This window comes from Citrobacter sp. wls757 (genome assembly GCF_005280935.1).
Classification (GTDB): Bacteria; Pseudomonadota; Gammaproteobacteria; order Enterobacterales; family Enterobacteriaceae; genus Citrobacter; species Citrobacter portucalensis.
The window spans coordinates 401,857-428,732 of the sequence record NZ_SZWU01000015.1; the positions used below are offsets into that span (position 1 = coordinate 401,857).

Annotated in this window: 28 protein-coding genes; 8 read left to right on the forward strand and 20 right to left on the reverse strand. The window is 51.4% G+C overall.

Translation table 11 applies throughout. The features are described 5' to 3' along the window. The 3 genes from FDW94_RS03660 to citC form a co-directional block, all read right to left on the reverse strand. On the reverse strand, positions 1 to 769 hold a 769-nt coding region (locus tag FDW94_RS03660; RefSeq protein WP_249358278.1), incomplete at its 3' end, for an aldolase/citrate lyase family protein. After that, positions 766 to 1,062: a citrate lyase acyl carrier protein gene (gene citD, locus FDW94_RS03665; RefSeq protein WP_003831276.1), complete on the reverse strand. Its 297-nt coding sequence runs from the start codon at positions 1,060 to 1,062 to the stop codon at positions 766 to 768. The genes FDW94_RS03660 and citD, both read right to left, overlap by 4 nt. Beyond that, positions 1,059 to 2,135 (reverse strand): [citrate (pro-3S)-lyase] ligase, encoded by a 1,077-nt coding sequence (gene citC, locus FDW94_RS03670; RefSeq protein WP_003831277.1) that lies wholly within the window; start codon positions 2,133 to 2,135, stop codon positions 1,059 to 1,061. The genes citD and citC overlap by 4 nt, the downstream gene beginning before the upstream one ends. A gap of 391 nt (positions 2,136 to 2,526) precedes the next feature. Between citC and dpiB the strand changes: the two genes are divergently transcribed. Both dpiB and dpiA read left to right on the forward strand, forming a co-directional pair. Further along, positions 2,527 to 4,188, forward strand: a complete 1,662-nt coding sequence (dpiB, locus tag FDW94_RS03675; RefSeq protein WP_008784080.1) for a sensor histidine kinase DpiB — start codon at positions 2,527 to 2,529, stop codon at positions 4,186 to 4,188. After that, on the forward strand, positions 4,157 to 4,837 hold the full coding sequence (gene dpiA, locus FDW94_RS03680; RefSeq protein WP_003831279.1) for a two-component response regulator DpiA: 681 nt from the start codon (positions 4,157 to 4,159) through the stop codon (positions 4,835 to 4,837). The genes dpiB and dpiA overlap by 32 nt, the downstream gene beginning before the upstream one ends. Before the next feature lie 116 nt (positions 4,838 to 4,953). Here dpiA and dcuC read toward each other — a convergent pair whose 3' ends face one another. After that, entirely contained in the window at positions 4,954 to 6,339 is a 1,386-nt protein-coding gene (dcuC, locus tag FDW94_RS03685; RefSeq protein ID WP_003022136.1) for an anaerobic C4-dicarboxylate transporter DcuC, read from the reverse strand. 463 nt (positions 6,340 to 6,802) lie between these two features. On the opposite strand from dcuC, the gene pagP reads away from it, so the two are divergent. Further along, entirely contained in the window at positions 6,803 to 7,366 is a 564-nt protein-coding gene (pagP, locus tag FDW94_RS03690; RefSeq protein WP_003831280.1) for a lipid IV(A) palmitoyltransferase PagP, read from the forward strand. Positions 7,367 to 7,555: 189 nt separating this feature from the next. Continuing rightward, positions 7,556 to 7,765, forward strand: coding sequence for a transcription antiterminator/RNA stability regulator CspE (cspE, locus tag FDW94_RS03695; protein WP_000034825.1), 210 nt, complete (start codon positions 7,556 to 7,558; stop codon positions 7,763 to 7,765). Between the two features lie 52 nt (positions 7,766 to 7,817). On the opposite strand, the gene crcB is transcribed toward cspE, so the two are convergent. After that, entirely contained in the window at positions 7,818 to 8,201 is a 384-nt protein-coding gene (crcB, locus tag FDW94_RS03700) for a fluoride efflux transporter CrcB (protein ID WP_003831281.1), read from the reverse strand. Between the two features lie 90 nt (positions 8,202 to 8,291). Between crcB and FDW94_RS03705 the strand changes: the two genes are divergently transcribed. Both FDW94_RS03705 and tatE read left to right on the forward strand, forming a co-directional pair. Further along, entirely contained in the window at positions 8,292 to 9,080 is a 789-nt protein-coding gene (locus FDW94_RS03705; protein WP_008784083.1) for a deaminated glutathione amidase, read from the forward strand. A gap of 128 nt (positions 9,081 to 9,208) precedes the next feature. Beyond that, entirely contained in the window at positions 9,209 to 9,412 is a 204-nt protein-coding gene (tatE, locus tag FDW94_RS03710) for a twin-arginine translocase subunit TatE (protein WP_003022699.1), read from the forward strand. Between the two features lie 98 nt (positions 9,413 to 9,510). Here the strand turns inward: tatE and lipA are convergent, their stop codons facing one another. From lipA to FDW94_RS03760, 10 genes are all read right to left on the reverse strand, one after another. Further along, entirely contained in the window at positions 9,511 to 10,476 is a 966-nt protein-coding gene (gene lipA, locus FDW94_RS03715; protein ID WP_003022702.1) for a lipoyl synthase, read from the reverse strand. A gap of 206 nt (positions 10,477 to 10,682) precedes the next feature. After that, positions 10,683 to 11,324: a lipoyl(octanoyl) transferase LipB gene (gene lipB, locus FDW94_RS03720; RefSeq protein ID WP_003831286.1), complete on the reverse strand. Its 642-nt coding sequence runs from the start codon at positions 11,322 to 11,324 to the stop codon at positions 10,683 to 10,685. Between the two features lie 114 nt (positions 11,325 to 11,438). Beyond that, positions 11,439 to 11,702 (reverse strand): DUF493 family protein YbeD, encoded by a 264-nt coding sequence (gene ybeD, locus FDW94_RS03725; protein WP_003022706.1) that lies wholly within the window; start codon positions 11,700 to 11,702, stop codon positions 11,439 to 11,441. Positions 11,703 to 11,808: 106 nt separating this feature from the next. Then, positions 11,809 to 13,020 (reverse strand): D-alanyl-D-alanine carboxypeptidase DacA, encoded by a 1,212-nt coding sequence (dacA, locus tag FDW94_RS03730; RefSeq protein WP_137377151.1) that lies wholly within the window; start codon positions 13,018 to 13,020, stop codon positions 11,809 to 11,811. Between the two features lie 142 nt (positions 13,021 to 13,162). Next, positions 13,163 to 14,272: an endolytic peptidoglycan transglycosylase RlpA gene (rlpA, locus tag FDW94_RS03735; protein ID WP_137377152.1), complete on the reverse strand. Its 1,110-nt coding sequence runs from the start codon at positions 14,270 to 14,272 to the stop codon at positions 13,163 to 13,165. 10 nt (positions 14,273 to 14,282) lie between these two features. Then, a complete protein-coding gene (gene mrdB, locus FDW94_RS03740) occupies positions 14,283 to 15,395 on the reverse strand; it encodes a peptidoglycan glycosyltransferase MrdB (RefSeq protein WP_003022718.1) in 1,113 nt (370 codons plus the stop codon). A 2-nt stretch (positions 15,396 to 15,397) separates the two neighbouring features. Next, on the reverse strand, positions 15,398 to 17,299 hold the full coding sequence (gene mrdA, locus FDW94_RS03745; protein WP_137377153.1) for a peptidoglycan DD-transpeptidase MrdA: 1,902 nt from the start codon (positions 17,297 to 17,299) through the stop codon (positions 15,398 to 15,400). Positions 17,300 to 17,329: 30 nt separating this feature from the next. Beyond that, positions 17,330 to 17,797 (reverse strand): 23S rRNA (pseudouridine(1915)-N(3))-methyltransferase RlmH, encoded by a 468-nt coding sequence (rlmH, locus tag FDW94_RS03750; protein WP_003022725.1) that lies wholly within the window; start codon positions 17,795 to 17,797, stop codon positions 17,330 to 17,332. Between the two features lie 3 nt (positions 17,798 to 17,800). Further along, the gene (gene rsfS / locus FDW94_RS03755) at positions 17,801 to 18,118 is read right to left on the reverse strand and encodes a ribosome silencing factor (RefSeq protein ID WP_003022728.1); all 318 of its coding nucleotides are present in this window, start codon (positions 18,116 to 18,118) and stop codon (positions 17,801 to 17,803) included. Between the two features lie 254 nt (positions 18,119 to 18,372). Then, positions 18,373 to 18,984, reverse strand: coding sequence for an adenosylcobalamin/alpha-ribazole phosphatase (locus FDW94_RS03760; RefSeq protein ID WP_008784086.1), 612 nt, complete (start codon positions 18,982 to 18,984; stop codon positions 18,373 to 18,375). A 96-nt stretch (positions 18,985 to 19,080) separates the two neighbouring features. Between FDW94_RS03760 and cobD the strand changes: the two genes are divergently transcribed. Continuing rightward, positions 19,081 to 20,175: a threonine-phosphate decarboxylase CobD gene (gene cobD / locus FDW94_RS03765; RefSeq protein ID WP_137377154.1), complete on the forward strand. Its 1,095-nt coding sequence runs from the start codon at positions 19,081 to 19,083 to the stop codon at positions 20,173 to 20,175. Here the strand turns inward: cobD and nadD are convergent. The 4 genes from nadD to leuS are packed head-to-tail and all read right to left on the reverse strand — an operon-like array spanning position 20,150 to position 25,020. Next, positions 20,150 to 20,791, reverse strand: a complete 642-nt coding sequence (gene nadD / locus FDW94_RS03770; RefSeq protein ID WP_100247219.1) for a nicotinate-nucleotide adenylyltransferase — start codon at positions 20,789 to 20,791, stop codon at positions 20,150 to 20,152. The genes cobD and nadD overlap by 26 nt on opposite strands. A 1-nt stretch (position 20,792) precedes the next feature. Continuing rightward, positions 20,793 to 21,824: a DNA polymerase III subunit delta gene (gene holA, locus FDW94_RS03775; RefSeq protein WP_032942687.1), complete on the reverse strand. Its 1,032-nt coding sequence runs from the start codon at positions 21,822 to 21,824 to the stop codon at positions 20,793 to 20,795. Next, positions 21,824 to 22,423, reverse strand: a complete 600-nt coding sequence (lptE, locus tag FDW94_RS03780; RefSeq protein WP_103284875.1) for an LPS assembly lipoprotein LptE — start codon at positions 22,421 to 22,423, stop codon at positions 21,824 to 21,826. Before lptE ends, holA begins: the two co-directional genes overlap by 1 nt. A 14-nt stretch (positions 22,424 to 22,437) precedes the next feature. Beyond that, complete coding sequence (gene leuS / locus FDW94_RS03785; protein WP_137377155.1) at positions 22,438 to 25,020, reverse strand: leucine--tRNA ligase; 2,583 nt, start codon at positions 25,018 to 25,020, stop codon at positions 22,438 to 22,440. 235 nt (positions 25,021 to 25,255) lie between these two features. On the opposite strand from leuS, the gene FDW94_RS03790 reads away from it, so the two are divergent. Beyond that, on the forward strand, positions 25,256 to 25,738 hold the full coding sequence (locus FDW94_RS03790) for a zinc ribbon-containing protein (protein WP_003022748.1): 483 nt from the start codon (positions 25,256 to 25,258) through the stop codon (positions 25,736 to 25,738). Positions 25,739 to 25,834: 96 nt separating this feature from the next. On the opposite strand, the gene rihA is transcribed toward FDW94_RS03790, so the two are convergent. Next, a complete protein-coding gene (gene rihA, locus FDW94_RS03795) occupies positions 25,835 to 26,770 on the reverse strand; it encodes a pyrimidine-specific ribonucleoside hydrolase RihA (RefSeq protein ID WP_137377156.1) in 936 nt (311 codons plus the stop codon). Positions 26,771 to 26,876: the final 106 nt, after the last annotated feature.

Sequence of the window (26,876 nt, forward strand, 5' to 3'; positions counted from 1 at the left end):
CCAGACGGGCGTGAGCCAGTTCTTTGCGCGTTGGGGCGTACAGGTTGTGCAGGAGTTCGATCTGGCGCGGGTTGATGAGCGATTTGCCGTCAAAACCCAGTTGCTTGATATGTGCGGCTTCGTGCAGGAAACCCGCTTCGTTGTTGGCATCGGAATACACGGTGTCGAACGCCTGAATACCGGCAGAACGTGCAGCCTGCAAAATAGAGCAGCGGGCAAACAGCAGTTCAGTACCTTCCGGTGAGCGCTCAGTGCGCAGGTTACGTACATAGTCTTCCGCACCCAGGGCAATACCGATCAGACGTTCGGAAGCATGGGCAATTTCTACCGCGCGGGTAATGCCTAACGGCGATTCGATGGCGGCTAACAGACCGGTGCTGCCTGGCTCACGGCCACAGGCGTTTTCGATACGCAGAATTTCGCTTTCGATGTCGATGACATCCTGCGCGGTATCGGTCTTCGGTAAACGTACGATGTCAGCACCGCCACGTACCACGGCTTCAAGGTCGTTGATACCCCATTCGGAGTCGAGGGCGTTTACACGCACGATGGTTTCAACGTCGTGATACAGCGGATGCTGCAGCGCGTGGTACACCATGCGGCGAGCGGTATCTTTTTCACGCAACGCGACGGAGTCTTCCAGGTCGAACATCAGTGCATCTGCCGGGTAGATGAACGAGTTGCTGACCATGGCGGCATTGGCGCCCGGTACGAACAACATGCTGCGGCGAGTACGAGTTTTACGTTGTTGCAAAGATTCGGAAATCACTGGCAATCCTCCCATGGCAGTGCCGGAATACCGCCAGCGCGGGCCAGTAGTGCTTCCAGTCGCGCACGTAAAATGCAGTCCAGTGCGCCTTTATCATCAACATTCAATTGCACGCCGCGTACGTTGTAGCGGGACAGAACGTCCAGAATGGTGGCCCGGATGGCATCACCGAACTGCTTTTCGACGCTACTGTTAACCTGCAGGTCAATATCCTGCGAATCGAGTGGGGCGATGCGAATCATCACATCACCGGACTCGAGTGTGCCTGCGACGGCTGCCTGGTTTATTTTCATTTTTCACCTGTTGCTAATGCGGGGGTATTTTGGCGGACTGCCGCACCCGATGAGGCTCGCTCAACCATGCTTTGCAGATACTGCAGCGTGGCGTCAGGGACCAGGGATGCGATAGCCGTGAGATCTTTTTTAACCAGCAGCTTGCGCACCCAGGAGGCGGAAATCGGCATCTCCTGGAAGCACAGCCGCTCAATTTCCACCAGTTCAATCGGCGGGGCGGGAAGCGTTGGGGTCTCCAGCCAGTAGCGCATATCGTTGTTGTACTGGGAGGTGACGGTGCAATACGGCTCAGTACCGACGAAGCGGTGCGTGACTCCGAGAGCCGGAGCCAGATACTGGCGGAAGATTTTCAGGTCTATTTCGGTGTAGCAGTGGTTAATAACGCTCTGCTCTTTGATGAAGTAACACGGGAACGTGGCGCGGGAAATGATGTACTCCGAACCGCGATGCACGGTTAAACGTGGAATGTCTTTTGTTCCTTTAAGCACCAGATCCAGGCGGTCTTCATACGGAAAACGTGAGGTATCTTCTTTCACCAAAAACAGATGCAGCCAGTCACATTGCGCGGCCGCCTGTTGGATCAGAAAACGGTGTCCGTTGGTGAAGGGGTTGGCGTTCATGACGATACAGCCAATTTTTTTCCCATCATGACGCTGTTTTGCCAGTGATTCGGCGTAGCGTTTCAGACGTGTGGTGCTGTTTTCCATCAATACCATAATGCCGGGAACGCTGGTGAGCGTAGAAAAACCGCACTGTTTAAACAGCGATTCGTACTCGGTTTTGGTATAGATGAAGAGGTGCGTACAATGGCGTTCATAGGCAAGGTTGATTAACTCAGTCGCCAGCGTCAGCGCTAAACCCTCGCCGCGGACAGATTCACAGATTGCGACACACTTAATAATATTCCCAGCGATACCACCGCAGGCAATCAGACGGTCGTCACGGGTGACGGTGATAAATACTTCGACGGTCGTATCTACGCTCAAATCATTCTCTTTCAGAAATTGCGCGATAGCCGCCATCTTTTTATTTTCTGAGCGTTTCACTTGCGTGAATATATTATTACCGAACATAGTGAATAGAGCCCCGATGCTATATTTGTTACTGGGTTTCTGTTTTTGTTGCTCTGTTTAGCAACCTGATAACGTTTTGTTTGCAATTGAAGGGAATGGTTTTTTATTACGGAGTATTTCTTTTTTTCCCTGCTGCATACATCGTAAGGGGTATTTTGGAGGTAATTTTTGATTTATTTCACAATAAGTTAGAAGGTTTTAATGTGTTTTATGGTTTTAAGTTTTTTAATTAATTTAACCCTAAAATAAGGTGTGGTTTTAATTTGTTTAATTGATTTAAGGTGGGGAATCTGCAACGATCTTGTTTTATACCATAACGTGTAAATAGAACATTTTAATTACAACTACAATGAGAAATTAGTTTTAGTTAACGTCGGTGAGGAAAAATGTGATGGCAGAACAGAAAAATAAAACACGGTTTCCTTTTTTCCGCAGTCTGGCGTTTCCTTTACGTATCTTTCTGCTCATTCTGGTCGTTTCTGTTTTTATCATCGCCGCCCTGGCACAATACTTCACCGCCAGCTTTGAAGATTATCTGGCAACGCATGTCCGCGATATGGCAATGAATCAGGCCAAAATCATCGCCTCTAACGACAGTATCATCACGGCGGTTAAGCATCGTGATTACAAGCGGTTGGCGACGATTGCCGACAAACTGCAGAGCGGAACTGACTTCGACTATGTGGTTATCGGGGATACCAACTCTATTCGTCTGTATCATCCGAACCCGGAAAAGATTGGCTATCCGATGCAGTTCACCAAACCCGGCGCGCTGGAAAAAGGGGAGAGCTACTTTATTACCGGTAAAGGGTCCATCGGGATGGCAATGCGCGCTAAAACGCCCATCTTTGATGACGATGGCAAAATCATTGGCGTAGTCTCAATTGGTTATCTGATCAGCAAAATTGATAGCTGGCGATCGGACTTCTTACTCCCGATGGCCGGTGTGTTTATCCTGCTGTTGCTGGTACTTATGCTGCTCTCCTGGTTTTTCGCTGCCCATATTCGTCGGCAGATGTTGGGTATGGAACCGAAACAAATTGCGCGTGTGGTACGTCAGCAGGAAGCGTTGTTCAGCTCGGTATATGAAGGATTGATTGCCGTGGATCCTGATGGATATATCACCGCAATAAATCGCAGTGCGAGGAAAATGCTGGGGCTGTCTTCACCTGGGAGAAAGTGGCTTGGAAAACCGGTGAGTGAGGTGGTTCAGCCAGCGGACTTTTTCACCCAACAGATTGCGGAAAAACGACAGGACGCGATGGTCAACTTTAATGGACTGAGCGTTATCGCCAACCGTGAGGCGATTCGCTCCGGTGACGAACTGCTTGGGGCAATCATCAGTTTTCGTAGTAAAGATGAAATTGCTACTCTTAATGCGCAGTTAACGCAAATCAAACAGTATGTAGAGAGCCTGAGAACGCTGCGTCATGAGCATCTGAACTGGATGTCGACTATCAATGGTCTGCTGCAAATGAAAGAGTATGACAAGGTTCTGGCCATGGTGCAGGGAGAATCCCAGGCGCAACAGCAACTGATTGACAGTCTGCGCGGCGCGTTTGCCGATCGTCAGGTAGCCGGTCTGTTGTTTGGCAAGGTGCAGCGCGCGCGGGAACTGGGTCTCACCATGACTATTGTTCCGGGCAGCCAACTGCATCAACTCCCCGAGGGGCTGGATAGCACAGAGTTTGCAGCAATTGTTGGCAATCTGCTTGATAATGCATTTGAAGCGAGCTTGCGCACCCAGCAAGGCAACAAGGTCGTCGAACTCTATTTGAGCGATGAAGGGGATGACGTGATCATCGAAGTTGCCGATCAGGGATGCGGTGTGCCGGAAGCATTGCGTGAAAAAATATTTGAACAGGGTGTGAGCACCCGTACCGATGAACCAGGTGAACATGGCATCGGTTTGTATCTTATTGCTAGTTATGTGAGGCGCTGTGACGGGGTGATTACGCTCGAAGATAACTCCCCCTGCGGCACCTTATTTTCTTTATTTCTTCCGAAAGTGAAAAAAAACAATGACGGAACCATTAACGCTATTGATCGTTGAGGATGAAACGCTACTGGCGGAAATGCATGCTGAATATATCCGCCATATACCCGGCTTCAGCCAGATTTGGCTGGCGGGTAATCTTGCGCAGGCGAGGATGATGATTGAGCGTTTTAAGCCCGGTTTGATTCTGCTCGATAACTACTTGCCGGACGGCAAGGGAATTACCTTATTGCATGAGCTAACCCAGGCGCGTTATCCGGGCGGTGTGGTGTTTACCACGGCGGCCAGCGACATGGAAACAGTCTCCGAAGCTGTGCGCAGCGGCGCGTTTGATTACCTGGTCAAACCCATTGCCTACGAGCGACTGGGACAGACGTTGACACGTTATCAACAGCGTCGACGCATGTTGGCGGGTAATGATAGCGCCAGTCAAAAGCAGATAGATGAGATGTTTAATGCCTACGCGCGGGGCGAGCCGAAAGGGGATTTACCGACTGGGATTGATGCCTTAACGCTGAATGCAGTGCTGAAATTATTCGCCGATCCGACGGTACACCATACAGCAGAAACGATCGCCCAGGCGCTCACCATCAGCCGAACGACTTCCAGACGCTACCTGGAGTACTGTGCCAGCCGTCATTTGATTATTGCGGAGATTATTCACGGTAAGGTGGGTAGGCCGCAGCGTATCTATCACGGCGGCTAAATGCTGATTTCTGACGTAGGCCGGATAAGATACTTTAGCATCGACATCCGGCAACGTTGCAGTCGAAATGCCGGATGCGGCGTGAATGCCTCATCCGGCCTACATTTCTCTGAGTATCAGCCGCCAACGACGGCTGAAGAAGAACCTGGTACCATCACTTCCGTTGCGATAATCACAACCAACAACCCAACCAGAACCGGAACCGAGGTACGTTTCACCACTTCGAACGGAGAAATCTTCGCCATACCTGCAACAGCAACCACCACGCCGGAGACCGGGGAGATTGTGCGTCCAAGGTTTGACGCCTGCAGCATCGGGATAACAAGGTAAGCTGGGTTAATGCCGGAGGAATGCGCCAGCTTAGGGATCATCTCAACGAAGGCATAGAACGGAGCGTTACCGGAACCCGTAGTCATTGCCGCCAGCATAGTCAGGATCACCAGCACCATCATCAGAATAATGCTCGCCGATCCAAACGAGGTGGCGATAGATATCAGACTCTGAATAAAGCCGATTGTGCTCAGGCCCTGGGCAAAAACACCCGCAGCGACTAACAACATCACCACGTTAGCAAAGGCATCCGCCATACCACGGTAAGCGACTTCCAGACCAGAGAAAACCTTTTGGGTGTTGAACCCACGTACGAACTCCAGAATAGCCGCGATGAGCATGCACAGAACCAGAATCGTAATGATATGCAGCTGTGGACCCCATTTACCATCAAAAATCAGGACGCCAACAATCGGGGTAAACGGCAGAATGGCGTAAAATGACGGAGCAGTCGTGGTGATTTCAGCCACATCTAACATTTCATGAGAAATGTTCTCTTTTTTATCCAGAAAACGCTGCCAGAAAAAGTGGGCAATCGCCATAGCAATGATGGCTGCAATGGAAATTGGCAGCGTGGTTTTAAAGGCGAAATCGATCAGCGGCATTTCCGCAGCTTTTGCCGCCAGCACCACATCACCGGATGTTGGTGAAAGAATAATTGCAGCAGGGGAGGCACAAATGGCCGCTGCGGCGCCACGGCTGATCCCAACGTTAACCATGACCGGGAACAATGTTGCCATCAGCAATACGCCCAGACCGGTTGCTGACGAAACCGCCAGTGACATCAGGCAGGCGACAAAATAGGCGGCAATCATTAGCAGATAAGGTGAGTTGATGTATTGCAGAGGCTTGGAGGCCAGCTTAACGACCATATCGTTCGCGCCAATGTGGGTCATATAAGCGGCAAAACCACACAGCATCATGATCATCATGCCGAGATCGCCACCACGGCTCATCAGCAAAATTTTAATATATTCAACAATGTCTGTTGCCGTATAGCCCGTTGATGCCGCGCTGGACGGCAAAACTTTATGTCCCATCAGCGCACTGATAATCAGCAAAACCAGACCACCAACAAACAGTACGCCTGTCGCGGAATAACCTTTAATGATGTAGCGCGCTACACCCACAATAACCACAACCCCAATAAGGAGTTCAATAAATGTCAACATCGTTTCCCCTGTCGCATTGCTGCCCAGAAAGTAAAAAAACTAAAAAAAAGTAAAAAGTGGTGACAGAATGTGCCTAATAAACCGATAACTCTTGCTGATTAAAATCAATAAAAATACGGATTCAAGCGATGGTTAAGCCGTTTTTTCAGCATCGCGGTTTAAAAAAGAATCTCACAATAAGAAACTGTGAAGCGCAGCGCTGATGTGTGTGTTTTGTGGCGATGATGAATATTAATTGTTAATTTATTGTGATGATATTTAACTTTTTTCGCAGGAAAGAACAATTTATTGGCAATAAAGAGAAAATAGTTCCTATTAGATGGCTCAATAAACTCATGGATAATTATCTTAAAAATTATAGGCTGAGGATTATTCTGATTTTTTAGCTGCGCATTTTTGTTAAGCTAACATTAAGGTTGGGTTTGCTACAATTAATAATAAATCCCAGGATGGTAATTAAGTTGTGATTGTCGCTAAACGATATTTTCTCATTTTTTCATTTCTTTTTATTCAGTTAGCTTTCATTCCCCAGGGCGCTGCTGAAGATAAAGGCTGGTTCGCTACTTTTAAAGACAACGTCAGTGAAACCTGGCAGCAGCCAGAACATTATGATCTGTACGTGCCGGCTATTACCTGGCATGCTCGTTTTGCTTATGATAAAGAAAAAACGGATCGCTACAATGAACGCCCATGGGGGGCGGGCTTTGGTCAATCCCGTTGGGATGATAAAGGTAACTGGCACGGGCTTTATATAATGGCCTTTAAGGATTCCTACAATAAATGGGAACCTATTGGTGGTTATGGCTGGGAAAAAACCTGGCGACCGCTGGCAGATGAAAATTTCCATACCGGACTTGGCTTTACCGCCGGTTTTACTGCGCGCGATAACTGGAACTACATTCCGGTTCCCGTGCTGTTACCGCTGGCATCGATAGGGTATGGTCCGGCAACGTTCCAGATGACCTACATTCCGGGAACGTACAACAACGGTAACGTCTACTTTGCATGGATGCGTTTCCAGTTTTGATGGACTACCTGTATTGTCAGGTGGATTATTAAAAAGTCTTTTAAAAACAGTGCGATATTAACTTTAACTGAAAAATAACGCGACATTTATCACTTTTTGATAAAGTTCGACTGGACAAAGTCCACCACAATTGTTGTACTGATACCCGACACAGCATTTGTGTCTATTTTTCATGTAAAGGTAATTTTGATGTCTAAGATTAAAGGTAACGTTAAGTGGTTTAATGAGTCCAAAGGATTCGGTTTCATTACTCCGGAAGATGGCAGCAAAGACGTGTTCGTACACTTCTCTGCAATCCAGACCAATGGTTTTAAAACTCTGGCTGAAGGTCAGCGTGTAGAGTTCGAAATCACTAACGGTGCCAAAGGCCCTTCTGCTGCAAACGTAATCGCTCTGTAAGCATACGACAGCAAGCATTCAAAACCCGCTTAATTGCGGGTTTTTTTTCGCTTCAGTGCGCGGGAGAGGCCGAAACCAGCCAGAATGCCAGGGCGGTCATCGCAAATGATCCCAACAGATTAACCAGTACATTCACCATAGCCCAACCAAAGCGTCCTTCCTGTAGCAAAAACACCACCTCAGCTGAGAAAGTGGAAAACGTTGTTAGTCCCCCGCAAAAGCCAGTGGTAATCAGTACCTTCCACATTGGATCAATGTTAGTCATGCGATTAAACCACGCCAGACCCATACCAATGATAAATGCGCCAAGTAAGTTTGCAGCCAGTGTACCGAATGGGATGGCCTGATGTAGCGGGTTAAACCTCATGCTCAACATCCATCTTGCTACACTACCTGTACCACCACCGATAAAAACCGCTAAAAGGAGTTGTAACACTGCATAATCCTGCTATTTGATTGTATATAGGATGAGTGTAACGCTGAATAATCGTGGTTGGCGAGCCTAACAACGTTTTCTGGAGGGAATATGTTCGTTGCAGCAGGGCAATTTGCCGTGGGACCTTCATGGGAAAAAAATGCAGAAACCTGCGTCTTTTTGATGTCACAGGCTGCAGGAGAGGGGGCGTCGCTGCTGGTATTACCGGAGGCACTTCTGGCCCGTGACGATCTGGACCCAGACCTGTCAGTGAAATCAGCTCAACTGCTGGAGGGCGGATTTTTGACGCGCTTGCTGCGAGAAAGCGCGCAAAACGAGATGACGACAATCCTGACGATTCATGTTCCTTCTGTGCCAGGCCGGGCGTTTAACATGCTGGTGGCGCTACGGGCAGGTCAGGTCGTGGCCCATTACGCTAAATTACATCTCTATGATGCCTTTTCGATTCAGGAGTCACGAAATGTGGATGCAGGGGACGCCATAGCGCCGCTGCTGGACGTAGACGGGTTAAAAGTAGGGTTAATGACCTGTTATGATCTGCGCTTTCCTGAGTTGGCGCTGGCGCACGCATTGCAGGGAGCGGAAATTCTTGTCTTACCCGCAGCCTGGGTTCGGGGATCGCTCAAAGAGCATCACTGGGCTACGCTTTTGGCGGCAAGAGCGTTAGATGCGACGTGTTACTTGATTGCGGCGGGAGAGTGCGGTAACAAGAATATCGGCCAAAGCAGGGTCATCGACCCCTTTGGTGTGACCATTGCTGCTGCGGCAGAAACGCCCGCGCTAATTATGGCCGAGGTTTCCGCCGAGCGGGTGAGGCAGGTTAGGGCACAACTCCCGGTGTTAAGTAACCGACGCTTTGCTCCACCGCAATTATTATGACGTTTTTTTAAACAAGACTTGATTCACCTTGTTACAGATTGCTATTGTGTGCGCGCGTCGAAAGGCCGTTAATATTCTCAGGTTAATATGGCGCTTTATGCAGCCTGGTTTAAGTCAAGAAGGTATCTATGGGTGAGATTAGTATTACCAAACTGCTGGTGGTTGCCGCACTGGTTGTTCTGCTGTTTGGTACCAAGAAGTTACGTACACTGGGTGGAGACCTGGGAACGGCAATCAAGGGCTTCAAGAAAGCAATGAACGACGATAATGCCGATGCTAAGAAAGATGCTGATGGTAGCGTTCAGGCTGAGAAGCTTTCTCATAAAGAGTAATGTCAGGAGCATGATGCTCTTACTGCATACTCTGCATGAAAAAAAACCGGCAATTTGCCGGTTTTTTTATTGCTGATATGTAAGTGAGTATTACACGATTACTTCACTTCCAGCCCTTTGGCCTGCATGTCAGCATGGTATGAAGAGCGAACGAATGGACCGCAGGCTGCATGGGTAAAGCCCATTGCCATAGCTTCGGCTTTCATCTCATCGAACTCATCCGGACTCACATAGCGTTGAACCGGCAGGTGATGGCGGCTTGGCTGTAAATACTGTCCCAGTGTCAGCATGGTGACACCATGGCTGCGCAGGTCACGCATGACCTCAATGATTTCCGCATTGGTTTCGCCCAGACCGACCATCAGACCTGATTTGGTCGGAATCTCCGGGTGCGCTTCCTTGAAACGTTCCAGAAGCTTCAGTGACCAGTTGTAGTCAGCTCCTGGACGAACATTGCGATAAATACGTGGTACGTTTTCGAGGTTGTGGTTAAACACATCCGGCGGGGTGGCCGTGAGGATATCCAGCGCACGATCCATACGACCACGGAAGTCAGGCACCAGCGTTTCGATTTTAATCGACGGGCTTTTCTCACGAATAGCGGTGATGCAGTCAGCAAAGTGCTGAGCGCCGCCGTCACGCAGATCGTCGCGGTCAACGGAGGTAATGACGACATAGCGCAGCGCCATGTCAGCAATCGTCTGAGCAAGTTTTAACGGCTCGTTAGCATCAGGAGCAACCGGACGGCCATGGGCAACGTCACAGAATGGGCAACGGCGGGTACAGATTGCGCCGAGGATCATAAAGGTTGCAGTTCCGTGATTGAAACATTCAGCCAGGTTAGGGCAGGAAGCTTCTTCGCAGACAGAGTGCAGGCCATTTTTGCGCATTGCCGCTTTGATGCCCTGGATGCGAGTGGAGTCCGCTGGCAGTTTTATTTTCATCCATTCCGGTTTACGCAGCAGGGCTTCACGCTCTGTTGCCACATTTTTTACCGGGATAAGAGCCATCTTATCGGCATCGCGGTATTTAACACCGCGTTCCATCACAATGGGTTTACTCATAGCTTGCGTGTTCCAGTTGCGAATTACGAAGGAAAGCGTTTCAATTCAAGGGAATGTTGCATTTATCAACTATTTTTGAATTAGTGATACGCAGTATATCATTGAAACGGGCCAGAAAGCAGCCTGACAGGCTGGCAAAATGTAAAATAGTTGTTGTTTTGTGCCATTTGCCACAACATATGCCGTGGCAAAGTATGCGCGTATTTTCAGTCCGCGATGTACTCGTGCGGTGGGTTACCCAACAGCGCCAGAATGTTGGCCAGCAGCCTTGGGCGAATGCTCTCGGTCGTGGCTGTGCTATCCCACTGCGATACCTTCGCCATTTCCATTCCGGCATAACCACAAGGATTGATACGCAGGAAAGGCGACAAGTCCATATCCACATTGAGCGCTAAGCCGTGAAATGAACAACCTTTACGAATACGTAACCCCAAAGAGCAGATTTTCTTCTCTCCAACGTATACGCCTGGTGCATCGGCTCGCGGGTGGGCGTCAATACCGATTTCCGCAAGGGTATTCACAACGGTTTGCTCCAGCAGCGTAACCAGTTCGCGAACGCCAAGTTTACGACGCTTCAGGTTCAACAGCACATACATGACCTGCTGGCCCGGCCCGTGATAAGTCACCTGACCGCCACGATCGCTCTGGATCACCGGAATATCTCCTGGCATCAGTACGTGCTCTGCTTTGCCTGCCTGACCCTGGGTAAAAACAGGATAATGCTCTACCAGCCAGATTTCGTCATAACTGTTTTCATCGCGGGTATCGGTGAATTCGTGCATGGCCAGAGAAACTGGCTCGTAAGGTTGAAGACCGAGCTGGCGGACAAGAATTTTATCCTGATACAAAACGGCATCTCCGTAGATACTCACATAGAGTAGAGAATATAAAAGAGGGGAAAAAGTATATCACAGGAGGGAGGGGTTACCCGAGCGGGGATGCAGCGGGTAACCAACAGGTTTTTACAGCACCATGCGAACGATATCGATATTGCCTAATTCTTCGTACAGCGTTTCAACCTGCTCAATGTGTGTAGCAGTAATAGTGATTGAGACCGAGTGGTAGTTGCCTTTGCTGCTCGGTTTTACCGTCGGAGAGTAATCACCTGGCGCATGGCGCTGTACCACTTCAACCACCTGATCAACCAGCTCAGGCAACGCCTGCCCCATTACTTTGTAAGTAAATGGAGTAGGGAATTCAAGCAGTTCGTTAAGTTTGGTTTTCATGTCAGCTCCGGCGTTACATCAATAAATAATAACTCCCACAGCGCGTGGGAGTTATCTGGATACCTAGTATATGGGGACGTAAATCACACTTTCAAGTGTTCGATTTTTAGCCAAACCAGTGATGGAACATTAATTTAATGTAATCAATGATTTTCCCAAAGAAGTTGCCTTCAGGGATTTCCTGCAGGACTACCAGCGGGCGCTGCTCAATGGTTTTGCCATCCAGCTGGAAGTTGATGGTGCCGACAACCTGGTTTTTCTGCAGCGGTGCGTGCAGTTCTGTGGTGTTCAGCACATAGCTTGCTTTCAGATCTTTCATGCGGCCGCGCGGAATAGTCAGGTAGACATCTTTATCTACGCCTAACGATGCACGATCGGTATTACCAAACCAGGCGGGCTCTGAAGCAAACTCTTTACCGACTTTCAGTGGGTTCACGGTTTCAAAGAAACGGAAGCCCCAGGTCAGCAGTTTTTTACTTTCGGTTTCACGACCTTTATAGGTGCGGCCACCCATGACGGCGGAGATCAGACGCATCTGACCTTCGGTTGCGGATGCAACGAGGTTATAGCCAGCCTTGTCGGTATGACCGGTTTTGATACCGTCGACATTCAGGCTGTTATCCCACAGCAGGCCGTTACGGTTTAACTGACGGATGCCGTTAAAGGTGAACTCTTTTTCTTTATAGATAGAGTATTCGTTAGGCACGTCGCGAATCAGCGCCTGACCAATCATCGCCATGTCGCGAGCCGAGCTGTATTGACCGTCAGCATCGAGACCATGAACGGTCTGGAAGTGGGTGTTTTTCAGGCCCAGCGCGTTCACATAGCTGTTCATCAGACCGACGAAAGCATCCTGGCTACCGGCTGCGAAGTCCGCCATTGCCACGCACGCGTCATTCCCGGATTGCAGGTTGATACCACGGATAAGCTGAGAAACAGGAACCTGCATTCCTGGCTTCAGGAACATCAGCGATGAACCTTTAAAGACCGGGTTACCTGTAGCCCAGGCGTCATTGCCGACGGTGACCAGATCGGTTTCTTTGAATTTCCCGGCTTTCATCGCCTGGCCGATGACGTAGCTGGTCATCATTTTGGTCAGACTGGCGGGGTCGCGGCGAGTGTCGGCGTTCTGTTCTGCCAGAACTTTACCTGAATTGTAATCAATCAGGATATATGACTCCGCATCGATCTGCGGAACACCCGGGATCATGGTTTTAATATTCAGGTCATCGGCATGGGCAGCAGAGAGAGAAACTGCGCAGAGAGCCGCGGTGAGCGCCATACGCTGCACGAAACGAGCGGAAAAAGTGGTCTTCATGGTCTGAACTACGACGTCCGTGATGAAATTAAAAAAAGTGCCCTACTATAGCAAATGCAAAACGGGCAGGCATCTGACTTTCCGCGTGACTTTGTTAATGTCATTTACAGAAACTGACAGTTCAGATACCTGATTTACGTTATTACACGCCGGTGATGAAGGACTGTAATTGCGCCTCGGCTTGAAGACGCTGCTGCAATGTGGAGGCTTCAGCTTTGCTGGCGAACGGCCCCATCTGGATACGCCAGACTGCGCCGTTTTGTACCACCCGACCTGGGACGCCAAATTGCTGGCTTAAACGTTTTTGATACTGCTGCGCACGCGACTGCTCGCTGACTGCGCCAACCTGAACCACGTAGCGTCCGTTGGCTACTGCCGCTGGCGCAGGTGCAGCGACGGCGGCTGGTGTTGCTGCTGGTGCGGTTGGCGTTACCGGTGCGGTGGTGGTCGGTTGCGGAGCCGGAGTCGGCTCGCTACCTTCCAGCACGCCTGCTGCGAGCGTGGTCGGCGCACCGAGGAATCCACTGCTGTTCACTGGCGCACCGGTTGTATCATCGCTTTTCAACGTGGAATTGCTGATCGGACGAATATCGCCTTGCGGCTGACCTGCATCCGATGGCGCAGGCATGCTGCCCATACTGCCACCGCCGCTTAAATCAGGACGCGCGGGCAGGGCATAGGTTTGTTTAGCTACCGTGGTACAAGCCATTCCCGGCCCGGACAATGAACCATCCTGGGCGACGACGATCGGGTCGATACGCACTTTGGTATTGTTGGAGGTATTCAGACGGTCGGCTGCTGCACGTGAAAGTGAAATCACGCGATCGTTGCCATAAGGGCCGCGATCGTTAATGCGCACGACAATCATCCTGCCATTTGCCAGGTTAGTTATTCTGGCATAGCTTGGGACTGGCAGCGTCGGATGCGCTGCGGTTAACTGCATCGGGTCGAACGCTTCACCAGACGCGGTTAAGTTGCTTCCGGGTTCCGCATCATAGATAGCGGCAAGCCCTGCCTGGCTAAAGCGGGAAGGGTCCTGGACGATTTTGTAGCTCTTACCATCACGCTGATAGTCCTGATTCGCCGTTGGGTTCAGGGGTTCAAAGCGCGGATCGGCCCCGCTGATTTCAACAATCGGACCATTACACACCGCAGGCTGCGGCGCGACAGCACCCTGTTGCTGACCATCATCACTCGAACACGCCGCGAGCATTCCTGCTGCGATGCAGATACCAAGCCACTGCTTACGCATTGCGTACCCCTTACACGCTTTTCGACAACATTTTTCTATGGGTATGGATCGACATAACAATCCCGAACCCAGCCATCAGCACGATAAGTGCCGAGCCTCCGTAACTAACCAGTGGGAGAGGAACGCCAACCACGGGCAGAATACCGCTCACCATACCAATATTTACGAAGACATAAACGAATAATATCAACATTAAACCACCCGCCATGACGCGACCAAAGGTGGTTTGCGCGTGGGCAGCGATCCATAATCCGCGCATAATCAGCAAAATGTACAGCGCCAGCAGAATTAAGATCCCTACCAGACCCAGTTCTTCCGCTAATACCGCGAAGATAAAATCTGTATGACGTTCGGGTAAAAACTCAAGCTGTGACTGCGTACCGTGTAGCCAGCCCTTACCACGTAGACCGCCGGAGCCAATAGCAATTTTAGACTGAATGATGTGATAACCCGCACCCAGCGGATCGGTTTCCGGATCGAGTAACATCATGACGCGCTGACGTTGATAATCATGCATCAGGAAGAACCACAGTATCGGGATAAACGCCGCAACCAGGACTACCGCAACACCGATTAAACGCCAGCTCAAACCAGAAAGGAACAGGACAAACAGACCGGAAAGAGCGACCAGTATTGAAGTTCCGAGGTCTGGCTGGGCGGCCACCAGCAGGGTGGGCATAAATATCAGCACCAACGCAATGGCGGTATTTTTTAGCGATGGCGGGCAAACATCACGGTTGATGAAGCGCGCGACCATCAGCGGCACGGCAATCTTGGCGATTTCGGAAGGCTGAAAACGCACAATCCCCAAATCCAGCCAGCGCTGCGCGCCTTTGGAGATAGCGCCGAAGGCATCTACTGCCACCAACAAAATGATGCAAAAGATGTAGAGATAGGGAGCCCAGCCTTCATAAACCCGGGGCGGGATTTGCGCCATCACCACCATGATGACCAGGCCCATCGCGATCTGACCGACCTTGCGCTCCATCATGCCAATATCCTGGCCGCTGGCGCTCCAGATGACCAGCGAGCTGTAAACCAGCAGCGCCAGCAAAATAAGCAACATCGTGGGATCGATGTGGATTTTGTCCCAGAATGTTTTTTTGTTCGGATTATCCGTCACGATTATTGGTCCTCCGCTGCTGCAACCGCGGGGTTTTCTGCAGGCAGATTGGTGTTATTGTCGCCCAACATAATGTGGTCAAGGATCTGGCGCATAATGGTACCCACAGCCGGGCCCGCGCCACCGTTTTCAAGGATTATGGCGACAGCAACCTGGGGCTTATCATAGGGTGCGAAGGCCGTCATCAGCTTGTGGTCACGTAAGCGCTCGGCGATCTTATGTGCGTTATAGGTTTCATTGGCTTTCAGGCCAAAGACCTGTGCAGTACCGGATTTCGCCGCAATTTTGTAAGGTGCGCCAGCGAAATATTTGTGTGCAGTACCGTTAGGACGGTTGGCTACACCGTACATGCCGTCTTTTGCGATTTCCCAATAACCGGAATGAATGTCACCAACGGGTGGTTCGTGCGGCTGAATCCACGGCACTTGCTTGCCGTTTTCTGCCGTACTCATCAGCAGATGCGGAACTTTTACCAAACCGTCGTTGATAAGGATCATCAGCGCTTTACTCATCTGGATAGGGGTTGCCGTCCAGTAACCCTGACCGATGCCGACCGGAATGGTATCACCCTGGTACCATGGCTTTTTAAACCGTTTTTGCTTCCACTCGCGGGTTGGCATGTTTCCGGCGCGCTCTTCGGCAAGATCGATACCCGTATATTGGCCGTAGCCAAACTTGCTCATCCATTCTGAAAGGCGGTCTATCCCCATATCATAGGCGATTTGATAGAAAAACGTATCCGCCGACTCTTCCAGAGAACGGGTGATGTTCAGATGGCCGTGCCCCCATTTTTTCCAGTCGCGGTAACGTTTTTCAGAGCCCGGTAATTGCCACCAACCCGGATCGAACAGACCAGTATTGCGGGTGATGACGCCTGCACTTAATGCAGAAACCGCGACGTAAGGTTTAACCGTCGAAGCAGGGGGGTAGACACCCTGAGTCGCGCGGTTAACCAACGGGGTATTCGGGTCATTGAGCAACCCGGAGTAATCTTTACTCGAGATACCATCGACAAACAGGTTCGGGTCGTAGCTCGGCATGGACACCAGTGCGAGAACGCCACCGGTACGCGGGTCGGTGACGACCACCGCGGCACGACTGCCCGCCAGCAGCGTTTCGATGTACTGCTGGAGTTTCAGGTCAAGGGTGAGATAGATATCGTGCCCGGCCTGCGGCGCCACTTCTTTCAGTTGGCGAATGACGCGGCCACGGTTGTTCACTTCAACTTCTTCATAACCCGTCTGGCCGTGAAGAACGTCTTCATAGTAGCGTTCAATACCCAATTTACCGATGTCGTGCGTCGCCGCGTAGTTGGCCAGCTTGCCGTCTTTGTCCAGGCGGTCCACGTCTTTATCGTTGATCTTCGATACGTAGCCAATGACGTGGGTCAGCGCAGAGCCGTAGGGGTAATAGCGGCGTTTATAGCCTTTAACTTCGACGCCGGGAAAGCGATATTGATTAACGGCGAACCGTGCCACCTGCACTTCACTGAGGTTAGTTTTTACCGGAATGGAGGTGAAGCGGTGTGAACGGGCGCGCTCTTTTTTAAAGGCGGCAATGTCGTCGTCCGTCAGGTCTACGACGTTACGCAGCGCGTCGAGGGTATCCTGAACGTTGTCGACCTTTTCCGGCATCATTTCTATCTGATAAATGGTGCGGTTAAGGGCGAGCGGAATTCCGTTACGGTCATAAATGATGCCGCGACTGGGGGCGATAGGCACCAGTTTGATGCGGTTTTCGTTCGAGCGAGCCTGATAATCAGTAAAGCGAACGATTTGCAGATTATAAAGGTTGGCGATCAGCACGCCGGTGAGCAGCAAAATCCCCAAAAAAGCGACCAGCGCCCGGCGCACAAACAGCGCGGACTCAGCCGAATAGTCGCGAAAAGAATTCTGTAGTTTCATCCGCTGCTTAATCTACTCAAGAATCAATGATCACTCACGGTGATAAGGATGGTTGGTGGTGATGCTCCACGCCCTGTACAGACTCTCCGCGACCAGAACCCGAACAAGAGGGTGAGGAAGGGTTAACGCAGAGAGTGACCAGCTTTGTTCCGCTGCTGCTTTACAGGCAGGAGAGAGACCTTCCGGCCCGCCAATCAACAGACTGACGTCACGACCGTCCAGTTTCCAGCGTTCCAGTTCAGTCGCCAGTTGCGGCGTGTCCCAGGGTTTACCAGGGATATCAAGGGTGACGATGCGGTTTTTGCCTGCGGCAGCCAGCATCTGCTCACCCTCTTTGTCGAGAATGCGTTTAATATCCGCGTTCTTGCCGCGTTTTCCTGCCGGGATTTCGATCAGCTCAAAGGGCATATCTTTCGGAAACCGACGGAGATACTCCGTAAACCCGGTTTGCACCCAGTCAGGCATCTTCGTACCCACAGCGACAAGTTGCAGCTTCACGCATTAACTCCAGAGTTTTTCCAGTTCATACAGGCGACGGCTTTCTTCCTGCATCACGTGGACAATCACATCACCGAGGTCAACGACGATCCAGTCTGCAACGTTCTCGCCTTCTACGCCGAGCGGCAGCAGACCAGCAGTGCGGGACTCCTGAACAACGTGGTCTGCGATAGACATTACATGACGGCTGGACGTGCCGGTGCAGATAATCATGCAATCAGTGATGCTGGATTTGCCCTGAACGTCTAAGGCGATGATGTCTTGACCTTTCAGGTCATCAATTTTGTCGATTACAAAATCCTGAAGTGCTTTACCCTGCAAGTGTTCCCCCTGGGTGAAAAGAGTTAAAAACGTCTGTTAGTATACCTGAACCAGAGGCGATATCGGGACAAATGTCTCCGAAAGCGCTTTTGAAGTGCGCTATCATCCCACCCCACGCCGCAGAATGCATCGCCATTTTTGTAAAACAATTTCTGCAAAGCTCTGAAGGGCGGGAAAAGTCAGGTTGCGGAGAATAACAGCCTGTCATGGGGTGTCAATGGGAGAGAAGCCCTTCGGCAGAAAAAACAGGGCTTTCACTCCCCGTCGTGCCATACAGCCCGGCTGTTGAGCACTTTCAGAACCGCAAAATCGTCGCAAAAATCAATTGCGCTCCAGCAACCTTGTTCGACGCGAAAATGCCACATTGCTGCAGCCGGCATGGACAGCAGACGGGCGATCAACACGCTCAGAACACCCTGATGGCTCACCACCAGTAGGTTTTGGCACGTTTTGTAATCAGCGAGCTGAGCAATAAAGCGTTCCACGCGCTGGGAAAACGCCTGAAAACCTTCACCATTGGTTGGCGTCGCATTCTGCCAGTCGTTACACCACACGGCGTAGTTTTCGGCGTCTTCTCGCGCCAGATCGCGATGATGGCGCATTTCCCAGTCACCAAAAAACATCTCATTGAGCTCAGGCATGTTGCGCACAGGAACCTCGCGATCGCCTAAGATCAACTGCGTTGTATGGCGGGCACGTTCTAACTCGCTGCACAGAACGTTGTCGACAGGCACATTGCGTAACAGCGTACCCAGTGTTTGCGCCTGAGCGATACCCCGTTCTGTTAGCGGTGTGGGGGCGTGACCGCTGTATAAACCAGCGACATTGGCTTCAGTTTCTCCATGACGTACTAACCAGAGTCTCATTTTTTCCTCTTGAGGTTATTCGCACAAAACATGATGTTTGCCCTGATTGCGCAGAGATTTTTCACTAAAATACCTTTTTTTGCGTGGAGCGGCACGATGTCTTTATTGAAGAGCGCGCATGGTGGCAATACCCGAGAAGCCGCCGAACTGTTGGGCATCTCGCCTGAACAATTGTTGGATTTTAGCGCGAATATTAATCCGCTGGGTATGCCGGCAAGTTTAAAACGCGCGATCGTCGACAACCTGGACTGCGCGGAGCGTTACCCGGATGTTGATTACGCTAAATTGCATGCGGCGCTGGCGGAGCATCATCAGATTCCTGCCTCATGGATACTTGCCGGAAACGGCGAGACTGAGTCGATTTTCACTTTGGTGCAAGGACTTAAACCACGTCATGCGATGATCGTGACGCCCGGGTTTGCTGAATATCGTCGGGCGCTGCAATGGGGAGACTGTACGATCCATGAGTTTGCGCTGTGCGAAGACGATGGCTGGCAGCTTACCGATGCAATCCTCGATGCGTTATCCTCAGAGCTGGACTGCCTGTTTCTCTGTACGCCCAACAATCCCACTGGCTTGCTGCCCGATAACCGCCTGCTGCGCGAAATAGCCGCGCGTTGTGAGTTGCTTGGGATCAATCTGATCCTTGATGAAGCGTTTATCGATTTTATTGCCGGGGAGCAGGGGTTTATTCCGCTGCTTCTGGATAACCCGCATATTTGGGTGCTGCGCTCTCTCACCAAGTTCTATGCGATACCGGGGCTGCGGTTAGGGTATCTGGTCAACAGTAATGAACAGGCTGTTGCACAGATGCGCCGTCGACAAATGCCGTGGTCAATTAACGCATTTGCTGCACTGGCAGGTGAGATTATTTTACACGACAGCGCATATCAGCAGGCAACATGGAAGTGGCTGGAGCAAGAGGGCGCGAGGTTTGATCGGCAGTTGAAAGAACTGCCCGGCCTGACGGTGTATCCTGGCAGGGCAAATTATCGCTTATTGCGCTGCGATCGGGCGGATTTTGATCTGCAACGCGCAATGCTGGAACAACATGTCTTGATTCGCAGTTGTGCTAATTATCCGGGGCTGGATGCGCGCTATTATCGGGTAGCCGTTCGCAGCCAGGAAGAGAATAACCGCCTGTTGGCGGCTCTAGGCAAGGTGCTTAGCGGTACAACCCCTGCTGATTGATATAGTCAAGCACTGCAGCTGGCATCAGGTCGTCGCACGGCTCGCCTTTTTCCAGACGCTCACGGATGAGCGTGGCGGAGATGTTAAACCACGGCGTTTCAGCCAGATAAATTTTCCCGCAAGGCAAGTTGTGCAGGTCATCTGGCGAATGGGTCAGATGATCCTCCAGCCACTGCTGGTGCTTTTCCTGCGCCATTTCGAGCGGATAGCCCGGACGTCGGCAGACAATGAGGTGGGTGTTACCCAGAATCGTGTCGTAGTCATGCCAGGACGGAAAGGTAAGCAGTGAGTCCTGGCCAATAATAAACGCTAATGGCACGTCCGGTCCTTGCTCCTCGCGCCACTCTTTGAGCGTTTGCGCGGTGTAGGAGGCGGTATCGCGTTTCAGTTCGCGTTCATCAAGGGAGAACAGCGGCTTATCGGCAATGGCCAGTTCAACCATGCGTTGACGTTGTTCGCCGGACGCTTCGGGTTGCGCACGATGCGGCGGCACGTTATTGGGCATGATAATGACCCGGGAAAGGCCAATCAGATTCGCCAGAATTTCAACCGGTTTAAGATGACCATAATGCACCGGATCAAAGGTGCCACCGAACAGAGCCTGCAATGATTTCATATCAACCATCAATAAAAACATCGGCCAGCGATTTATGGCAGAGTAACAGGGAAAGCCCCTCAAGTTCCGCCCACACTGACTGACCATAGTCTTGTTTAAGCGTAATTTCAGTACGCGTTAACAGCGTTACCGCCTGACGCAACTGCGCAGGATTCAGCCGGTTTAGCGCGTCTCCCATCATACCCCGGCGATTTTGCCACACCCGGTGTTTATCAAACAACGTGCGTAAAGGCGTATGGGCTGACTGCCGTTTTAAGTTGACCAACAGCAGTAATTCACGCTGTATCGTGCGCAGCAAAATAACCGGCTCACTGCCTTCCAGGCGTAACTGTTGCAGAATGTGCAGCGCGCGTTTGCTTTTGCCCATCAGCAGCGCATCCACCCAATGGAACGGGGTAAAGTGCGCGGCATCGTTAACGGCTTTCTCCACGCGAGGCAGCGTTAGTTTGCCATCAGGCCAAAGCAATGCTAGCCGTTCCAGCGCTTGCGCCAGCGCTAACAGATTACCTTCATAGCAATAGCACAACAGCTGATTGGCTGCGTCATCCAGTTGTAGATTGTTAAGCTTCGCTCTGGCGGCGACCCAACGAGGAAGCTGTGCTTGCTCCGGCGTCTGGCAGCTTACCTGCACCGCATTATTGGCAAGTCCGGTATACCATGCGGCGTTTTCCTGCGCTTTAGTCAGTTTGTTGCCGCGAACGATCAGCAGCAGGTCGTCATGTAGCAGTGTGACGAGTGAAGCGAGCTGTTCGTTAATGGCGGCATTGGGGCCATTTTCAGGCAACTGCAAAAGTAGGGTTTGACGGCTGGCAAACAGGCTCATTGCCTGGCAGAGTGAAAAAATCTCTCCCCAGTCGGTGCTATTGTCCAGGGTGAAAGCGTGGTGTTCTTCGAACCCTTGTGTGGCGGCAGCCTGACGGATAGCGTCCTGGCTTTCCTGCAACAAGAGAGGATCGTTACCTAAGAGCAAATACGCCGCGCGCAGCCCCTCATTGAGCTGTGCGCGGAGTTGTTCAGGGTACAACTTGAGCATCAGTTACCCAGCGTGGTGGAAACACGCGCCGGAGATGACGCAGGCTCTGCGGCTTTTGTCGCCGCTGGCTTAGCATCATCATCAGCATTGGATGACAGAGTATCGGCCAGATGTACGCTTGGCAGCTTACGAATTAACTGTTCAGCCGCTTTGTCATACATCTCTTTAACGATCATCTCTTGCTCGTTATCCTTCGCCAGTGCAGCCTGTGGGTTGTCAAAGAACGAACGATAAACTTTGGCGCTGATTGGATAAATATCATGACCTGGAATCAGCACAGTAGCACTTACGGACATCACCATCTGGTATTCAGCCGTTTGACCGTTCTGGAATACCGACGCCGTATCCTGCGAAATGCTGACCGCGCCAAGACGTAAGGACGTCACATCTTTACGCATTGAGCCGTCTTCAAGCAGCGTAACGCCGTTCAGACGCAACTGATTACGAACCGCGCGGCTTAATGGGCCGTTTGGATCCCCAGAGTCCAGAATCATGGTTTTCATTGAGGGTGGTACCTGCGTAGTATTACGCAGATGCCATCCACATCCGGCGGTGACAAGCACCGCCAGAGATAACAACAATGTTGTCAGAAGTCGCACGCTTCCTCCCGCGCTTAGCCAACGACCAGATTGAGGAGTTTACCCGGTACATAAATCACTTTACGTACGGTAACGCCATCAAGATATTTTGCTACCAGATGCTCCTGGCCAGCACGCTCACGAACCTGCTCTTCAGTGGCGTTTACCGGAACGGTGATTTTGCCACGTACTTTGCCGTTTACCTGAACCACAACCAGCGTTGAGTCTTCAACCATTGCCGCTTCGTCCGCCACCGGCCACGGTGCGTTGTCGATATCGCCTTCGCCTTTCAGTGCTTCCCACATCGTGAAGCAAACGTGTGGGGTGAACGGGTTCAGCATGCGAACGACGGCCAGTAAGGCTTCCTGCATCAGGGCTCTGTCTTGTTCGTCTTCCTGCGGTGCTTTCGCCAGCTTGTTCATCAGCTCCATAATCGCCGCAATTGCGGTGTTAAAGGTCTGACGACGACCAATATCATCGGTAACTTTAGCAATGGTTTTATGTACGTCGCGACGCAGCGATTTTTGGTCTTCGCTCAACGCATCAACGTTCAGGGCAGCAACATCGCCTTTGGAAGTATGTTCGTAAACCAGCTTCCATACACGTTTCAGGAAGCGGTTCGCCCCTTCAACGCCGGATTCCTGCCATTCCAGCGTCATATCAGCCGGAGAAGCGAACATCATGAACAGACGTACCGTGTCAGCGCCGTAACGTTCAACCATAACCTGCGGGTCGATACCGTTATTTTTCGACTTGGACATTTTGCTCATGCCGGTATAGACCAGTTCATGGCCTTCTGCGTCCTGAGCTTTGACGATACGACCTTTTTCGTCGCGCTCAACGATGGCATCAACCGGAGAAACCCAGTTACGCTCGCCGTTTGCACCAACGTAATAGAACGCATCAGCCAGCACCATACCCTGGCACAGCAGCTGTTTGGCCGGTTCGTCAGAGTTGACCATGCCCGCATCGCGCATCAGCTTGTGGAAGAAGCGGAAGTAGAGCAGGTGCATGATGGCGTGTTCAATACCACCAATGTAGATATCAACTGGCAGCCAGTAGTTTGCGGCTTCTGGATCCAGCATCCCTTCGTTGTACTGCGGGCAGGTGTAGCGCGCGTAGTACCAGGAGGATTCCATAAAGGTATCGAAGGTGTCGGTTTCGCGCAGCGCAGGCATGCCGTTAACGGTGGTTTTTGCCCACTCCGGATCGGCTTTGATTGGGCTGGTGATGCCGTCCATAACCACGTCTTCCGGCAGAATAACCGGCAACTGATCTTCTGGCGTCGGCAGTACGGTACCGTCTTCCAACGTCACCATCGGAATTGGCGCACCCCAGTAACGCTGACGGGAAACACCCCAGTCACGCAGACGGTAGTTCACTTTACGCTCACCCACGCCTTTCGCTACCAGCTTGTCAGCAATGGCGTTGAAGGCAGCTTCAAAGTCGAGGCCGTCAAACTCGCCGGAGTTAAACAGCACGCCTTTTTCGGTCAGAGCTTGTTCGGACAGATCCGGCTCTGCGCCTTCAGCGGTCAGAATTACTGGCTTGATGGTCAGGCCATATTTTGTCGCAAACTCGTAATCGCGCTGATCGTGGCCCGGAACGGCCATGACTGCGCCCGTACCGTATTCCATCAGGACGAAGTTTGCTGCCCAAACGGGGATTTCTTCGCCAGTCAGCGGGTGAACAGCTTTAAAGCCCGTGTCGACGCCTTTCTTCTCCATGGTTGCCATTTCGGCTTCAGCAACCTTGGTGTTGCGGCATTCGTCAATGAAGGCGGCCAGTTCTGGGTTATTTGCAGCAGCTTTCTGCGCCAGCGGGTGACCTGCGGCAACGGCCAGATAGGTCGCACCCATAAAGGTGTCTGGGCGGGTGGTGTAAACGGTTAGCGTGTTGTCGTAACCGTTCACATCGAAGGTGATTTCCACGCCTTCAGAACGGCCAATCCAGTTGCGCTGCATCGTTTTCACGGTGTCAGGCCAGTGATCCAGGTTATCCAGGTCACGCAGCAGTTCGTCAGCGTAAGCGGTAATTTTGATGAACCACTGCGGGATCTCTTTACGCTCGACTTTGGTATCGCAACGCCAGCAGCAGCCGTCGATAACCTGTTCGTTCGCCAGTACGGTCTGGTCGTTCGGGCACCAGTTGACCGCAGACGTTTTCTTGTACACCAGGCCTTTTTTGTACAGCTCGGTGAAGAATTTCTGTTCCCAACGGTAGTATTCCGGGGTGCAGGTCGCCAGCTCACGGCTCCAGTCGTAACCGAAACCCAGCATTTTGAGCTGGTTTTTCATGTATGCGATGTTGTCGTACGTCCACGGTGCTGGCGCGGTATTGTTTTTAACCGCAGCGCCTTCTGCAGGCAGACCGAACGCATCCCAGCCAATTGGCTGCAGTACGTTTTTGCCCAGCATGCGCTGGTAGCGGGCGATCACGTCACCGATGGTGTAGTTACGTACGTGGCCCATGTGTAGTCGACCAGAAGGATAGGGAAGCATAGACAGGCAGTAATACTTCTCTTTGCTCTCGTCTTCGGTAACTTCAAATGTGCGCTTCTCATCCCAGTGAAGCTGTACTTTGGATTCTATCTCTTCCGGGCGGTATTGCTCTTGCATGGCAGCCAGTGGTCCTGTTTTCAATACAGCTACAAACGTAGCTCTAGATGTGGTGTTTCAGATCCGCATAGCATAGCCCAAACGCCCGCGCCAAAACAGCCTTTCGCGCATTCAGCGTTGAATTCCCGCAAGGATAATTCTTGCACGAATTTACACACTCTGTGGACAGTCTTGCAAAGCGTAGCGTAAATAACGTCTATTATTATAGACAGTTAACGACCCAGGAGGCGAAGTGATGAACAAGGTTGCTCAATATTACCGTGAACTGGTGGCTTCACTGAGCGAACGTCTGCGTAATGGCGAACGCGATATTGATGCGTTGGTGGAGCAAGCGCGTCAACGAGTTATGCAGACCGGGGAGTTAACGCGAACCGAGGTGGAAGAGCTCACCCGGGCCGTCAGACGTGACCTGGAAGAGTTTGCTCTGAGCTATGAAGAAAGTCTCGATGAGGAGACAGACAGCGTCTTTATGCGGGTTATCAAGGAGAGTATCTGGCAGGAACTGGCCGATATTACAGATAAAACGCAGCTCGAATGGCGCGAGGTGTTCCAGGATCTCAGTCATCACGGGGTTTATCACAGCGGTGAGGTTGTCGGATTAGGTAATCTGGTCTGTGAGAAGTGCCACTTCCATTTAGCGGTTTACACCCCGGATGTGCTGCCGCTGTGTCCGAAATGCGGGCACGATCAGTTTCAGCGCCGACCGTTTGAGCCGTGATCGCTTATTGCCGGATGGCGACGCAAAGCGTCTTATCCGGCCTACAAATTGCACGATTTTGTAGGCCGGATAAGCGTTAGCGCCATCCGGCGTGTATTAGGCGTAAAACTTCAGCCGTTCTGCCAGCAAATCGACAAACCCTTCGCGATCCACGTCTACTATTACGGTGGCGTTTGGCTTATTGCCGCTCAGGGAGTAGTAATCCACCACGGTCATTCCCTGGGTATATTTACCCTGAGTTTCCACGCCGACCCAGCGTTCAACGGTGGTAAACAGTTCAGGTTTCAGCAGCCAGGCAATGGTGCATGGATCATGCAGTGGCGCGCCGATGAATCCCCATTTTTCATCTTTATGATACTCAAAGAAGAAGTCGAGTAGTTCAGCCACGATCGTCGAAATGGGATTGCCGATAGCGCGGAACCGCTCGGTATCTTCGCGATGTATTTGCGCTTTATGCGTGACGTCCAGACCAGCCATCACCACTGGAATGCCAGACTGGAATACGATCTCCGCGGCTTCAGGATCCACGAAAATATTGAACTCGGCGGCGGGCGTCCAGTTTCCGAGGCCCATCGCACCACCCATAATTACGATACGGGCGATTTTGGCGTGCAGCTCAGGATGGCTATTCAGGAGCAATGCGACGTTAGTTTGCGGCCCGGTGGAGACAATCGTCATCGGTTCCCGGCTTTCACGCAGGGTTTTCGCCATCAGTTCCACGGCGGTACAGTCTTGTGGCGCAAAAGCGGGTTCCGGCAGCGCAGGGCCATCCAGCCCACTCTCGCCGTGAACGTTATCGGCGATAATCAGATCGCGCATTAGTGGTTTCACTGCGCCACCAGCCACTGGGATATCCGTACGGTTGAGCAACGTTAACATGCGCAACACGTTACGCAGCGTTTTGTCAGGTGTCTGGTTACCGGCTGATGAGGTTATCGCTTTCACATCCAGTTCTGGTGAGGCGAGGGCGAGCACAATTGCGATAGCGTCGTCATGACCCGGATCGCAATCAAACAGGATAGGAAGTGCCATTGTTGCTCCTTGTAAGTGGGACTTTGTGACAAGGTTAACGCTGGGCTGTATGTGTTTCGAGAGGCGAAGGGATAAAGCGTGAGGTGGCGCGCACATGGAGGTGCGC